Source organism: Stenotrophomonas sp. 28608_Sma (genome assembly GCF_056486185.1).
The window spans coordinates 4197508-4211814 of the sequence record NZ_CM151308.1 but is presented as its reverse complement, the minus strand read 5'-3'; the positions used below and the strand labels follow the sequence as shown (position 1 = coordinate 4211814).

At 66.7% G+C, this 14307-nt stretch carries 12 protein-coding genes; 6 read left to right on the top strand and 6 right to left on the bottom strand.

Going from position 1 to position 14307, the window contains the following annotated elements; genetic code table 11:
• Positions 1-68 precede the first annotated feature (68 nt).
• The gene (rsgA, locus tag ACZLHH_RS19875; protein ID WP_180845170.1) at positions 69-1178 is read left to right on the top strand and encodes a ribosome small subunit-dependent GTPase A; all 1110 of its coding nucleotides are present in this window, start codon (positions 69-71) and stop codon (positions 1176-1178) included.
• 227 nt (positions 1179-1405) lie between these two features.
• Positions 1406-2659 carry a flavohemoglobin expression-modulating QEGLA motif protein gene (locus ACZLHH_RS19870; RefSeq protein ID WP_180845167.1) on the top strand — a complete coding sequence of 418 codons (1254 nt, stop codon included), beginning with the start codon at positions 1406-1408 and terminating at the stop codon, positions 2657-2659.
• A 433-nt stretch (positions 2660-3092) separates the two neighbouring features.
• Here the strand turns inward: ACZLHH_RS19870 and ACZLHH_RS19865 are convergent, their stop codons facing one another.
• The 6 genes from ACZLHH_RS19865 to ACZLHH_RS19840 all read right to left on the bottom strand — a co-directional run bounded on the left by ACZLHH_RS19865 (position 3093) and on the right by ACZLHH_RS19840 (position 10179).
• Positions 3093-5390, bottom strand: coding sequence for a TonB-dependent receptor (locus ACZLHH_RS19865; RefSeq protein WP_180845168.1), 2298 nt, complete (start codon positions 5388-5390; stop codon positions 3093-3095).
• Between the two features lie 160 nt (positions 5391-5550).
• Positions 5551-6093 carry a hypothetical protein gene (locus ACZLHH_RS19860; RefSeq protein ID WP_049450563.1) on the bottom strand — a complete coding sequence of 181 codons (543 nt, stop codon included), beginning with the start codon at positions 6091-6093 and terminating at the stop codon, positions 5551-5553.
• Positions 6068-6688: a hypothetical protein gene (locus ACZLHH_RS19855; protein ID WP_065426815.1), complete on the bottom strand. Its 621-nt coding sequence runs from the start codon at positions 6686-6688 to the stop codon at positions 6068-6070. Before ACZLHH_RS19855 ends, ACZLHH_RS19860 begins: the two co-directional genes overlap by 26 nt.
• A 182-nt stretch (positions 6689-6870) precedes the next feature.
• A complete protein-coding gene (gene phbB / locus ACZLHH_RS19850) occupies positions 6871-7611 on the bottom strand; it encodes an acetoacetyl-CoA reductase (protein ID WP_071228132.1) in 741 nt (246 codons plus the stop codon).
• A 24-nt stretch (positions 7612-7635) separates the two neighbouring features.
• Positions 7636-8964, bottom strand: coding sequence for a CitMHS family transporter (locus ACZLHH_RS19845; RefSeq protein ID WP_049480602.1), 1329 nt, complete (start codon positions 8962-8964; stop codon positions 7636-7638).
• Between the two features lie 75 nt (positions 8965-9039).
• The gene (locus tag ACZLHH_RS19840; protein WP_071228133.1) at positions 9040-10179 is read right to left on the bottom strand and encodes an OprO/OprP family phosphate-selective porin; all 1140 of its coding nucleotides are present in this window, start codon (positions 10177-10179) and stop codon (positions 9040-9042) included.
• 242 nt (positions 10180-10421) lie between these two features.
• Here ACZLHH_RS19840 and ACZLHH_RS19835 point away from each other — a divergent pair, with 242 nt between their 5' ends.
• The 4 genes from ACZLHH_RS19835 to ACZLHH_RS19820 are packed head-to-tail and all read left to right on the top strand — an operon-like array spanning position 10422 to position 14226.
• Entirely contained in the window at positions 10422-11111 is a 690-nt protein-coding gene (locus ACZLHH_RS19835; protein ID WP_049463657.1) for a response regulator transcription factor, read from the top strand.
• Entirely contained in the window at positions 11104-12495 is a 1392-nt protein-coding gene (locus ACZLHH_RS19830) for a sensor histidine kinase N-terminal domain-containing protein (RefSeq protein ID WP_180845171.1), read from the top strand. The genes ACZLHH_RS19835 and ACZLHH_RS19830 overlap by 8 nt, the downstream gene beginning before the upstream one ends.
• Complete coding sequence (locus ACZLHH_RS19825; RefSeq protein WP_180845169.1) at positions 12492-13547, top strand: ABC transporter substrate-binding protein; 1056 nt, start codon at positions 12492-12494, stop codon at positions 13545-13547. The genes ACZLHH_RS19830 and ACZLHH_RS19825 overlap by 4 nt, the downstream gene beginning before the upstream one ends.
• Positions 13548-13575: 28 nt before the next feature.
• Positions 13576-14226 (top strand): response regulator, encoded by a 651-nt coding sequence (locus ACZLHH_RS19820; RefSeq protein ID WP_005414428.1) that lies wholly within the window; start codon positions 13576-13578, stop codon positions 14224-14226.
• Positions 14227-14307 lie beyond the last annotated feature (81 nt).

Here is a 14307-nt window from a genome sequence, read left to right as displayed (position 1 = left end):
TGCTGCAATGCATGGCAAGGGCTCCGAGCCCGTCATTGCTGGGCTGGCAGGGCGCCGGCACAGGTAGAATGGCGGCGATGACCCAGACCCCCGATTTCATCGCCCTGCAGACCATTGGCTGGCCCTGGCCGGGCCCGGCGCAGCAGGCCGACTGGCAGGCCGCGATGGCCGCACATCCGCAGGCCCGCCCGGCACGGGTGATCGAACAGCACCGCACCCACTACGTGGTGGCCGATGGCCCGGATGCGTCGATCAAGGCCGAGTCGCTGCCGGAATGGCAGCGCCCGCGCTTCCCCAGCCATGAACGGCCAGCGGTGGGTGACTGGGTATTGCTCGATGGCATCCGCATCGTCGCCCTGCTGCCACGGCGTACCGCGATCAAGCGCGGTGCGGCCGGCGAGCATTACCACCAGCAGGTGATCGCCGCCAACATCGATACGGTGTTCATCGTCTGTGGCCTGGATGCCGACTTCAATCCGCGCCGCATCGAGCGCTACCTGCTGCTGGTCGGTGGTGGTGGTGCAGAACCGGTAGTGGTGCTGACCAAGGCCGACCAGACCGAGTACAGCGAAGACGCACTGGCGGTGCTGGAAGAGCTGGAGATGCAGGGCATCGCGCTGCATGCGATCAACGGCCTGGATGCCGACAGCGTGGCGGTGCTGCAGCCGTGGCTGGGCCCGGGCCGCACGGTGGTGCTGGTCGGTTCCTCCGGTGCCGGCAAGTCCACGCTGACCAACACCCTGCTCGGCGAGCAGCGGATGAAGACCAACGCAGTGCGCGCCAACGATTCGCGTGGACGCCACACCACCACGCACCGCGCGCTGATGCCGCTGCCGGCCGGCGCCTGCCTGATCGACACCCCCGGGATGCGCGAGCTGAAGCCGACCGGCGAAGAGACCCTGTCCGAGGGTGGGTTCGCGGACATCGAAGCGCTGGCCGCACAGTGCCGTTTCAACGACTGCAAGCACCAGCAGGAGCCGGGCTGTGCCGTGCGTGCAGCGATCGAGGCTGGCGAGATTGAAGAGAGCCGGCTGCTGAACTACTTCAAGCTGAAGGAAGAAGTGGCCGCCGCTGCCGCCAAGCTGGCAGTACGCCAGGCTGAGACCGCGCAGGAACGCGGTGGCAAGAAGGGCAAGGGCCAGCAGTTCCGCCCGGCCGGCAAGCCGCGCAGGCGTTGATCGGTATCGCGGGGTCGGATCCCATTGCACCGCAATGGGCTCTGACCCCTGCAATGAACTCGCGCCTGCCTGCTTCGGGTGGGTGCCAACTGCCCGCTCCTGGTAGGTGCCAACCTTGGTTGGCACGGATGTATCCGAAGTCCGCCTTCAGCGGATGCCAACCAAGGTTGGCAGCTACCCGATCCATTGCACCTACCAACGCGCGGGCAGGGCGCTATAGTCCGCGCATGGAACCGACTGCGACGCTGGACCGTGACGTGGCCCACCATGCAGCGCTCGATGCGCGCCTGGTCGAGGCCGTGGGAGGCATCCGCCTGCTGGGCCTGACCAGCTGGCCGGCAACGGTGCAGGCACCGTTCCTGGACAGCGTGGCACGTGGCCAGCCGGTGCTGCCGAAGGTGGATTACCCACGGCTGGACTTCAGCGAAGAACGTCGCGCGCTGGCCGCGATCGCCACCGACTGCGACGACAGCCACCCACTGGGCCACTACGTGCGGCAGTCGGCGCAGAGCTGGGACCTGGCCGCACAGCTGCTGGAAGGGCTGGGCACTGCTGCAGTCGATACCTGTTCGGTGCAGCTGTTCGGCGCCCCCGAGCAGCCGTTGCCGGGCAATGGCCCGAGTACGCGTGAGGCTGCACGCCACTTCATCCAGATCGCCGCCGAACTGGACCACGAACTGCTGGCGCCGGAAGAACAGGTGCCGGTCTCGGCCATCGCGCTGCAACTGCAGCTGCAGAACGATCTGGACGCGTTCTTCGAATCGCGCATCATCCAGGTACAGCTCGACCCGGAGCTGGTGTCCAAGGCCGCCGCCGGCCCGACCCGCATCCGCCTGCGCACCAGTGCACGCTTCAGCGCCTACGACCGCGCGCAGCTGTTCCACCATGAAGCGCTGGTGCATTCGCTGACCGCACTGAACGGCCGCGAGCAGCCGGTGCTGCCGAGCCTGGCACTGTCCTCGCCGCGGGTGACGGCAACCCAGGAAGGGCTGGCCACCTTTGCCGAGCAGATCACCGGCAGCATCGACATCGAGCGCCTCAAGCGCATCAGCCTGCGTACCGAAGCGATTGCGATGGCCCGCGAAGGTGCTGATTTCATCGAAGTGTTCCGCTACTTCTGCGATGCCGGGCAGAACGCTGAAGAGAGTTTCGCTTCGGCGCAGCGCGTGTTCCGCGGCGTGCCGCCCAGTGGCGGCCTGGCCTTCACCAAGGATACGGTGTACCTGCGCGGCCTGGTGTCGGTGCACACGTTCTTCCGCCACATGCTGGCCGAGGACCGTTTGCAGGTCTGCCGCTGGTTGTTTGCCGGCAAGATGAGCCTGACCGACGCGATTGCGTTCGCGCCGTTGTTCGATGCGGGGGTGCTGAAGCCGCCGCGCTGGCTGCCGCACTGGATGAGCCGGGCGAACGGCCTGGCCGGGATGCTGGCGTTCTCGCTGTTCGCCAACCGGATACGGATGGACCAGCTGGCGCCGGAATGAAATGCGTTGGCGGGATGATGCGCTGGCGCCTCGATTGATATCGCTGGGCGGCGGTGGGGCACCCTGGCCAGGACACGCCGTAAACCCATCCATGGGGGCTCGATCGGCGCATCCATGCGCCTCACGGTCCTGGCCAGGGTGCCCCACCGCCGCCAGACAGTTTCCCGCGCGGGCGGCAGCACATCACCGCGCCGAAGGGATTGCGCTTGAAAAGCAAAGAGCCGGGCAATGCCCGGCTCTTTGCTTTTGCTTTTCATTGCCTCCGCGCCGGCGCAGGAAATTGTCGAGCGCGGTGGGACGGGCCGAGGCAGGACCGTGAGGCGCATGGATGCGCCGACCGAGCCTACAGGGACGTACTTGCGGCGTGTCCTGCCTCGGCCCGTCCCACCTCGCCCCGCTGCGGTACTGATGCGCCGCAGCGCCCGCTTCTGACTTAGAACTCCGCCGCCACCGTCATGAACAGCTGCCGCGGCGCGCTCGCATGGATCGCATAGCGCTTGCCCTCCGGATCGGTCGGTGCGAACGAACTCAGCTGGCCGGCGTAGCGCTTGTTGGTCAGGTTGGTCGCGTTCAACGACACCCGCACATTGCGCAGGCCCAGGCCCGGGCCGAAATCGTAGCCCGCACCGGCGTCGAAGGTGGTCACGCCCGGCACCGACTGGTCGTTGGTGTAGGTGTAGTAGCGCTTGCCGGTGTACTTGGCACGCAGGCTGGCGAAGAAGCCTGCGCGGTTCCAGCTGATTTCACTGGAGGCCATGCGCTGCGGCGTATCCACGGTGATCTTGCCGGCCACCGGCACCACCGCGCCGCCGGACAGGTAGTCGTCCTCGTAGGTGGTCTTGTTCCAGGACAGCGCGTTGTACCACTGCAGGCCGTCGATCGGCTTGAGGATGAAGGTCAGTTCCGCACCGTAGCTCTTCACCGAACCGACGTTGATGAAGCGCGTCACGCACTCCGGACGCGTGCCGACTTCGATGCTCGAGCACGGGTTCAGCGACAGCAGGCGGTTGTCGAACTTCACGTTGTAGCCCGCGATCGACGCCTGGTACTTCTCGCCGAAGGTACGGAAGCCGGCTTCCAGGCTCTTGGACTTCTCCGGCTCCAGCCCAGCACTGGCCGCGAACGATTCCGGCGACACCTGCAGCGGGCCGCCGCTGCCACCGCCGACGAAGGCGGCGATGTTCTCGGCGTAGGAGGCGAACAGCTCGTTGTTGGCGTTGAGCTTGAAGCCCAGGCCCACCTGCGGCAGCACCGATTCCTTGGCGGTCAGCGTGCCCGAGGCGATGCTGGTTTCCACGCCGGGGTTGGCGGTGGCGCGCATGCGGGTGTTCGGGCTCTTGATGCCCACGTCCACGGTCAGGCGCTGGTCCAGGAAGCGCATGCGGTCCTGCACGTAGAACTGGCGCGTGCGGATGTCGAAGTCCTGGTTGAACAGCAGGCGGTCCGGGTTCTTCAGGTACAGGTCGTCCAGGAACGGGCCGCTGATGTAGTAGAAGTTGCGCGAAACGTTATGGTCGTTCTGCTCGTACCACAGGCCGGCTTCCAGTTCGTGGATACCCACCGTCCACGACAGCGCGGCGGTCAGGCCATCGCGGTTGATCGTGTAGTTGGTGCTGCGGATCGAAATCGGCAGCATCTTGTCGGTACCCGGGTAGGACGGCTGGCCCGGTGCCCACCAGTGGCCCTGGCCACGGTTGTCGTGGTGATAGGCCAGCAGCTTCAGGCGCCCCTGCTCACCCAGGCGCAGGTCGGCATCCACCGAGTACAGGTTGTCGTCACGCAGTGCACGGCTCTGGTAGTACGCATCGTCGATGCTGGTGACGCCACCGCTGAACCTGCACTTGCTGCGGTCCAGAGTGCCCGGCGCGCAGTACGCAGCAGCCACGGCGCGATCCCAGTCCGGCGCGTAGATGTTCCAGTCATAGCCCAGGCCACGTGCCAGCATGTCCTTGGACAGGTAGGCGTAGTTGGCCTGGCTGGCGCGCGAGGTGGCCACGAACGCACCGAAACGATGGTCGCCCACGTTCCACACCGCCTTGGCGTTGAACTGGCGGGTGGTCTGGTTCTGGTACGGCGCAGCCCACATGTCCTGGTCCTGGTGCACGCCGGACACGTAGGCCGAGAAGCCGTTGATGTCGCCGGTATCCACGCGCAGGTAGCCACGGCGCTGGCTGTTGTCGCCAACGGTGACGCTGGCGCGGCCGCCGAATTCGGTGGACGGGTCCATCGAGAAGTACTGGATGGTGCCGCCCAGGTTGCTGGTCGAGGCCACGCCCAGCGAACCGATGCCCTGCGACAGCTCGGCACCGGCCAGGTTCTCGGCGATGATCGCGCGGGCGATGCTCAGGCCGTTGTAGTTGCCGTAGCTGTTGTCGCCCAGCGGGATGCCGTCCAGCGTGTAGCCCAGGCGGCTCTTGTCGAAGCCGCGCAGGCTGATGGTCTGCGATTCCTCGTTGGCGCCGAAGGCGTCGTTGGACTGCACCGACACGCCCGGCAGGCGATCGAGGATCTTCTGGCCGCTGGTGCCCGGCGGCAGCACCTGCTTGTCGACGGCGGTGATGCGCTGCACCTGGCGGGTCTCGCCCTGGCCGATCACGGAGACGGTATCCAGCGTCTGCGCGCTCAGCGCGGCATCGGTGCTGGCGCCGGTATCGGCGGCGGTGGCAGCATGGGCGCTGGCGGCGGCGGAAAGCGCGATCGCCACGGCGATCGTCAGGTGTCGGGTCTGCATGGTGGTCCGTTGCATTGGGGGTGGTCACCGGCACGCGTGCGCGGTGCATGGCCACTATGCGAACGGAACATGAAACCTTCTTTACGAAAAACCAACGAACGATGCAGGGCAGTGGTGCGTGTCCTGCAACATGTTCGTCATGGTGGTAGGCCGGTGGGAATCAGAAGCGCTCCCCAGGCCAGCTCAATTTGAGCTGGTCCATGCAGTCACGGTCATGTTCGGAGAATGAGAACCCGATCTGGATGCCGTTCACTACTGTGCCGAACACCGTCGACTCGTCCAGGCTATGCCCTGACGGCACGGAAAGGACATTGAAGTCGGGGTAGCGACGACCCATCTGCTTTCGCGAGATGCAGGCGCCGCTCAGCCGCAGCGTAATGCCTTTGATGATTCGCCCCGACGCGTCGGTGTAGATCTGGCCAGAGGGCCCCTTGATCCTCCCAGCGACCGCGAATGGCGCCAGATCGATGGTGGCGCTGTCGCCCCGGCCCATTCTTGCCTCCGAACGCGAGCCGGCCGGAGCCAGGGGTGATAGCTGCGCGACAAGGTCAGAGCGTGACAGCTGCAAGGACCAGCGCTCCACGAGCCGCCAGGTTGCATCCGCCTCTTCCGCAGTGGCAGCGGACGTGGCTGCTGTTGCAGAACCGGCAACCAACAGGCTCAGGATCAGAAGAAGTTCAGGGACGGGCTGCGATCGCTTCATCGTAGATTCTTCCGTAGAAGTCGTTGTAGTTCTCGCCGGTGGTTGAAGTTACGTTGTTGTCGCAGAACAGCTTACCTACCTGCCGGTCCAGGTCTTCACCGCCGGCATCGGCCTGTGCGATGAGGCCAGGACCGTTGGACGCAGCTACGCCGATGTCGTAGTACCCCAGGCTGGTCACCAGAAGCTCACTGCGCGCGGTGAGGTTGTTGAGTACCGCTTTCCCCTCCATGGTGCAGAAGTGCTGGATGAACGCACCTCGGGTGCTCAAGGCGATACCTTCGAAATACAGTGCGTGTCCCACTTCATGGGCAATGGCTGCGATCCGGAAGTAATAGCCTGCAATGTCGGAGGAATCGCAGTCGAAGGACTGGATGTAGATCCGGATGGGATCGCGATTGGTATAGGACGCGGGAGCCCAGGCGAAGGTCCACTCCGGATGGCCGGTGATCTGCGCGTCGAGCGTGGGCGCGCCTGGGATCAGCCAGTCGGGGCAGCCCAGGCCCGTGATCACCCGCATGGGCGGGGGCTCCGCGCGGGTCGGTGTCGCCAGCAGCGTAGTGGCGACCACGAGAAGCGCAATCAGCAATGCACGCATGCCAACCTCCTTGATCCGCGATTCCAGCCGTTCATCCATCGGGCTCGGCGAGCGCTGGCAGGTATAGCACCGGTTCTGCCGATGTATCGGGAAGTGCGTCTCAGAAATGCAGAAACAAAAGGGGCCGGATCACCTTCACAACTGAAGGTGATCCGGCCCCCGCGCACTCCGTGGGGGAGGGCTTAGCCCATGTACAGACCACCGTTGACCGGATAGTCGGCACCGGTCACATACGAGGCTTCATCCGACGCCAGCCACGCGCACAGGCCGGCCACTTCATCGGGGCGGCCCAGGCGGCGCACTGGTACCGAGGCGGCCAGCCGGTCCAGCACGTCCGGCGGGAAGCTGCTGATCGCCTGGCTGGCGATGTAGCCCGGCGACAGCGTGTTGACGGTGACCCCGCGTGAGGCCACTTCGGCGGCCAGCGCACGGCTGAAACCATGCATCGCGGCCTTGGCGGTGGCGTAGTTCACCTGGCCGATCTGGCCCTTGTGGGCGCTGACCGAACCGATGTTGATGATGCGGCCCCAGCCCCGCGTGGCCATGCCGTCCACCACCTGCTTGGTCAGGTTGAACAGCGCATTGAGGTTGGAGGCGATCACCGCGTTCCAGTCCTCCACCGTCATCTGCCGGAACAGCAGGTCGCGACTGCCACCGGAGTTGTTGACCAGCACGTCCACTTCACCGACTTCGGCGCGGACCTTGGCAAACGCCGCGCTGGTCGAGGCCCAGTCGGTCGCGTTGCCTTCGGAGGCGATGAAGTCGAAGCCCTGTTCGCGCTGCTCGCGCAGCCAGTTGGCCTTGCGCGGTGAGTTCGGCGCGCAACCGGCGACCACGGTGTGGCCGCTGCGGGCCAGGCTCTGGCAGATGGCAGTACCGACACTGCCCATGCCGCTGGTGACGTAAGCGATTCGAAGCGTCATTGCAGAAGGCTCCTTGGTAAGGGGTCAGGCCGCGAGCGGGTACAGGCCGAACAGCAGGCTGCCGACCATCAGCAGCATCGAGATGGCGATGGCCCACTTCAGGGTGAACTTCTGGTGATCGGCGAACTCGACCTTGGCCAGGCCAACCAGCAGGTAGGTGGACGGCACCAGCGGGCTGAGCAGGTGCACCGGCTGACCGGCCAGCGAGGCGCGCGCCATTTCCACCGGGGTGATGCCGTAGTTGCCGGCGGCTTCGGACAGGATCGGCAGAACGCCGAAGTAGAACGCGTCGTTGGACATGAAGAAGGTGAACGGCATCGACGCCACCGCCGTGATCACCGCCAGGTACGGCCCCCACGATTCCGGGATCACCGCCAGGAAGCTGTGCGACATCGCTTCGACCATGCCGGTGTTGTTGAGAATGCCGGTGAAGATGCCTGCAGCGAAGATCAGTGACACCACCGACAGCACGTTACCGGCGTGGTTGACCACGCGGCGGCGCTGCTCGGCCAGGTTCGGGTAGTTGATCACCAGGGCGATGGCGAAGCCGACCATGAACAGCACCGGCATCGGCAGCACGCCGATGATCAGCGCCGTCATCAGCGCCACGGTCAGGGCCAGGTTGACCCACAGCAGCTTCGGGCGCTTGATGTCCTCGGCGTCTTCCACGGTCGGCAGCGCATTGCTGTCGTCGGACACGCTGTTGTCCATCCAGCTGCCACCTTTGGGCAGGGTCACCACGCCCAGGCGACGGCGTTCCTTCAGGCCCAGGTACCAGGCCAGCAGCAGCACGCCGGCACAGGCGATCACCATCGACGGGATCAGCGGCACGAACACATCGGCCGGGTCCACGTGCAGCGCGGTGGCCGCGCGCGCGGTCGGGCCGCCCCACGGGGTCAGGTTCATCACGCCGCCGGCGAGGATGGTCACGCAGGTCATGTTCAGTGCGTTCATGCCCAGCCGCTGGTACAGCGGCAGCATCGCCGAGACGGTGATCATGTAGGTGGTCGAGCCATCACCGTCCAGCGAGATCAGCATCGCCAGCACCGCGGTGCCGAGCACGATCTTCATCGGATCGCCCTTCACGAAGCGCAGGATCACCCGCACCAGTGGATCGAACAGGCCGGCGTCGATCATCACCCCGAAGTAGAGGATGGCGAACATCAGCATCACGCCGGTCGGCGCGATCTTCTTGATGCCCTCCAGCATCATCTCGTCGATGCCGGCGCCGAAGCCGCCGATCAGCGCGAACAGGATGGGGATGGTGATCAGGGCGACGAGCGGCGACAGGCGTTTGCTCATGATCAAGTACATGAACGTAATGACCATGCCAAAGCCGAGGATGCTCAGCATCATCTGCGGACTCCTTGCGAAAACAGGACGTGGGGGAGTGGAAAAGGCCCGGGCGGCGTGCCCGGGATGCCGGGCTTAGAAGTCGTACTGCAGGCGGCCGGTGACCGCGCGCGTGCGGTCCACCGTGACCCCGGCCAGACGATCACGGTTGCGGCTTTCGATCACGTTGAGCATGAAGCGCAGGTTGTCGCGCAGGTACCAGTTGCCGCCCAGCGTCCACGCTTCGGTGCTGCCACGGCGCAGGTCGGGTGCACCGTCGAGGTGCTGCGCGCCCCACATCTGGTCGTAGCGCAATGCCACTTCGAAGGCACCGGCCTTGTGGCGGATGTCCTTCACCCGCGCGAAGCGACCGGTCTTGCGGTCATACGCGCGGCTTTCGCCGGTGACGAACCAGCTGAGCATGCCGTAGGCCGCCATCACGTCACCGCGCTGCGCGCCGTCATCGAAGGTGGCACCGCTGAATTCCCCCTGCCACGACAGCGGGCCGCGCACCTGCGCGTATTCCAGCGACCACTTGTTGACGTCGGTATCGCGGCCGGCGGAGAAGTCGACCAGGGTCAGGCGGCTCTCGTCGGACAGGTGGCCGGCCGGGCGCGGGCGGATGCGCAGGCCGGGCACGCCGTTGGCGCCCGGGTTGTCATAGGCCTCGCGGGCCAGCGACAGGCCCAGGTGCAGCACGTCGCCATCGCTGGGCGAGGGGGCCCAAGTGACGCGGCCACCGGCGGCGCGGCCCTTCACCTGCCAGGCGTCGATGCTCTCCAGGCTGTAGAGGCTGGCCGCCCAGGTGAAGTCCCCCGGGTTGGCCTGCCACGACGCACCCAGGCGGTACAGCGGCGCCAGCGTAGTACCGGCGTTGCCGCGCTCCAGGAAGCTGCCGTAGTTGGAGCTGGTGCGGTCATCCAGCGAGAAGTACTGCTTGAACTGGCCCACGGTCAGCTTGCCGGCCTTGCCGAAGCTGCGCGCCAGGTACACGTCCTTGGCCTCGACGCGGTCGCCGGAGAAGTCCGCTTCCAGCTTGTAGTCGACCACGAAGAACTTGCCGGACACGTCCAGCCAGGCGCGGCGGATCTCGGTGTCGTCCTTGTTCGGGGTGCCGCGGTTGTCGTTGTCGAAGGTGGCGAAGTCCAGGTGCAGGCGGCCACCGAGGCTGGCGGTGACCGGGCGGTCGTCTTCGGCGGCAAAGGCCGGCGCCGACAGTGCAGCCAAGGCCATCATGGCGGCAGGACGCCGCCAGGCAAACGTGAATTCCACAAACCCTCCCAGGTGCGCGCCAGGCGCGCGGCAATCGTGGGCACCGGACGGTGCGCGGCCGCAGTCTGGGTCGGGCAAGCTGTCATCGTCCTGTCAACGGTTTGTGCGGTGCAGCGTAAAAGCGGCCGCTGCGCTCCCTGGGCCACGCCCGGCAAGCGCGGCGGCGGCATGCGGTAGCATTCGTTTCCCCTCCCACCCCCGTGCCCATGCGCCTGCTGCTGGTCGAAGACAACCCGGATCTGGCCGATGCGATCATCCGCCGCATGCGCCGCAGTGGGCACGCCGTGGACTGGCAGGCCGATGGCCTGGCGGCCGCCAGCGTGCTGCGCTACCAGAGCTTCGACCTGGTGGTTCTGGATATCGGCCTGCCCAAGCTCGATGGCCTGCGCGTGCTGGCCGGCATGCGCGAGCGCGGCGACAGCACACCGGTGCTGATGCTGACCGCGCGCGACGGCATCGAAGACCGTGTGCAGGCGCTGGACGTCGGCGCCGACGATTACCTGGGCAAGCCGTTCGATTTCCGCGAGTTCGAAGCGCGCTGCCGCGTGCTGCTGCGACGCGCGCGCGGCCAGGCCAGCGAAGTGGTGCAGATCGGTGGCTTCCAGTTCGACAATGCCGCGCACCGGGTCAGCCTCGACGGCGAACCGATCGAACTGCCGAACCGCGAGTACCGGCTGCTGGAGATCCTGGTCGGCCGCCTCGGCCAGGTGGTCGGCAAGGACGAAATCGGCAATGGCCTGTTCGGCTTCGACGATGAAGCCGGCCCGAATGCCATCGAGCTGTATGTGGGGCGCCTGAGAAAGAAGCTGGCAGGTGCACCGCTGCGCATCACCACGGTGCGCGGCGTTGGCTACCTGCTGGAAGCCAGTGATGACAGCGCCGACGCCGATGGCTGACGCGCGTACCGCGAACGCCGCACCGGGCTCGCTGCGGCGCACGCTGCTGCTCTACCTCGGCGCGTTGCTGGCGGTGTTCGCGGTGGCTCTGCTGTTTGCCGCGCGCGGCTATGGCCAGCGCGCCGCCAACCGTTCCTACGATCATCTGTTGGTGTCCTCGGCGTTGTCCATTGCCGATTCGGTGGCCCTGGTCGATGGCCAATGGCAGGTCGATCTGCCCTATGCGGCGCTGGACCTGCTGGCGATGGCCCCGGAAGACCGCGTGTTCTACCGGGTGGCCGACAGCCGCGGCACGCTGATCACCGGCTACGGTGACCTGCCCGCACCGCCGCGCCGGCCTGGTACCCAGCCGCAGCTGTTCGATGCGGCGTACAGCGGTGAGACCGTGCGCTTCGTGGTGGTCGGCCGCAGTTTCGCCGCCGCCTCGGCGCAGGGTGAGGTACAGGTGCAGGTCGGCCAGACCCGGCGTGCGCGTGAAGCGGTCGCGCAGGACATGGTCAATCGTGCATTGCTGGCGATCGGTGTGTTGTCCGGGCTGCTGCTGGCACTGGTGGCGTTCGGCGTGCATCGTGCGTTCCGGCCGCTGGTGCGGGTGGAGCGCGAGCTGTCGCGCCGCGAACCGTCCGACCTGAAGCCGCTGGATGCCCGTGTACCGCGCGAGATGGACCAGATGGTGGCAGCGTTGAACCGCTTCATGGAACGGCTGTCCAGCAGCAACGAGACCTTGCGTGCGTTCATGGCCGAGGCCGCGCACCAGATGCGCACGCCGTTGGCGGCATTGCGTGCGCAGGCACAGCTGGCGCTGGATGACGACGATCCCGAAGACATGCGGCGCAGCCTGCAGGCGATCGAGCGCAACGCCACCCACATGAGCCGGTTGTTGAATCAGTTGCTCAGCGATGCCAGCGTGATCCATCGTTCGCATCTGCAGCGCTTTGCTGCAGTGGATCTGGCCGAGACCGTGCACCAGGCCCTGCATGAAGCGCTGCCGCAGGCCGGCCCGGCGCCGCGCGTGCAGCTGGCGATGACCGCCGAGCCGGTACAGGTGCATGGCGATGCGCTGCTGCTGCGCGAGGCGATCAAGAACCTGGTCGACAACGCGTTGAAGTACGGTGGTGATGGGCCGTTGCAGATCGCATTGACCGTGGAAGGCGGGCAGGCCGTGCTGACCATCGCCGACCACGGTGCCGGCATTGCCGCCGCCGATGCCGAACGCGTGTTCGAGCGCTTCGCCCGTGGGGAGGGCGCGCCGTCCGGCGGCGCCGGGCTGGGCCTGGCCATCGTCAAGCGCGTGGTCGACAGCCATGGCGGCCGCATCGATCTCAGCAACCGTCCGCAGGGTGGTTTGATCGCTACCATCCGCCTGCCCCGGAGCAGTTCATGATCCGCCTGTTCGCCACCGCCGTTGCCCTGCTGTTGGCCCTGCCGGTGCTGGCCGCGCCCGGCGATGTGCGCCGTTTTCCCGCACAGGCAAAGACCACGGCGCAGCTGCGCATCCACGGCACCACCGACATCGAAGTGTTCGCGGTGGTCATCGCCGACTACCAGCGGCTGCACCCGGGCACCGAAGTGGTGTACGAGGACATCATCACCCAGGACCTGTACGCGCGGTACCTGCACGACCGCGGCGGACCGGCATCGCCGGACCTGCTGATCTCCAGTGGCATGGACCTGCAGACCAAGCTGGTCAACGATGGTCATGCACTGCCGCACCGCTCCGCGCAGACCGCCGCGCTGCCGGCTTGGGCGCAGTGGCGCAACGAGGCATTCGGCATCAGCTACGAGCCGGTGGTGATGGTCTACAACACCCGCGCGCTGACGGCTGCGAGGGTGCCGCACACGCGCCGGCAACTGCTGGACCGGTTGCGCGCCGAAGGCGCACCGCTGCGCGGCAGGGTCGGCACCTATGACATCGAACGCAGCAGCGTCGGCTACCTGCTGTCAACGCAGGATGCGCAGCGTGGCAGCATCGCCGGTGCGCTGCTGGGCGCGCTGGGCGACAACGACGTGGTGCGCGAGGAGCGCACCGGCGTGCTGCTGGACAAGGTGGCCAGCGGACAGCTGTCGCTGGTCTACAACGTGCTCGGCTCTTACGCGCAGGCGCGCATCGACGCGGGTGCTCCGCTGGCGATTGTGGAGCCTGAGGACTACACGCTGGTGGTACTGCGTACCGCGCTGATTCCACGCACCGGCCCACACCCGGAAGAAGCCCGGCGCTTCCTCGACTACCTGTTGTCGCCGCGTGGCCAGCAGGTGCTGTCACGCGAGGCACGGCTGATGCCGATCGTCACCGGCAGCGCACGTGGCGACGATGCGCCCGGCCGCAGCCGCCGCCCGATCCAGCTGGGTCCGGGCCTGCTGGTGTACCTGGATGCACTCAAGCGCCGCCAGTTCATCGATGCCTGGCGCAGCAGCGTGGAGCCGGCAGGGCGCTGAGGCGACGGCCTGCCCGTACAATGGCGGCATGAGCGAATACACCATCCTGATCGCCGATGACCACCCGCTGCTGCGTTCGGCGGTGGTGCAGTCATTGCGGCAGAGCCTGCCGCTGGCGCAGGTGCGCGAGGTCGCCAGCGCCGAGGCATTGGCCGAAGCCCTCGACGCGCACCCGGACGTGGACCTGGTGCTGCTCGACCTGACCATGCCTGGCGCACACGGTTTTTCCGCGCTGCTGCACGTGCGTGGCTCGCATCCGGACATCCCGGTGGTGATCCTCTCGTCCAACGACCACCCCCGTGTGATCCGCCGCGCCCAGCAGTTCGGTGCCGCCGGTTTCATCCCGAAGTCGGCCCCGGCCGAGACCATTGGCGAGGCCGTGCAGGCGGTCCTTGATGGCGGCTTGTGGTTCCCGGCGATGGCCGCCGAACGCTCCGAGGCCGACGCCCTGCTGGCCAGCCGCCTGGCGCAGCTGACCCCGCAGCAGTTCCGCGTGCTGCTGTGCCTGGCCGACGGGCTGCTCAACAAACAGATCGCCTACACGCTGGGGCTGGCGGAAAACACGGTGAAGGTGCATGTCACCGCGATCCTGAAGAAGCTCGAATGCCATAGCCGCACGCAGGCGGCGGTGCTGGTGAAGGCGCTGGAGCCGGAAGGCGACGCGGGGATCGGGTTGTAGTTTCCAGCCAACGGCGCAGCCCCTCGTGGGTGGGTTTGGGTTGGTCGCTGAAAGCAGAAGCCGCGAGTGGGCCGGTCGGGT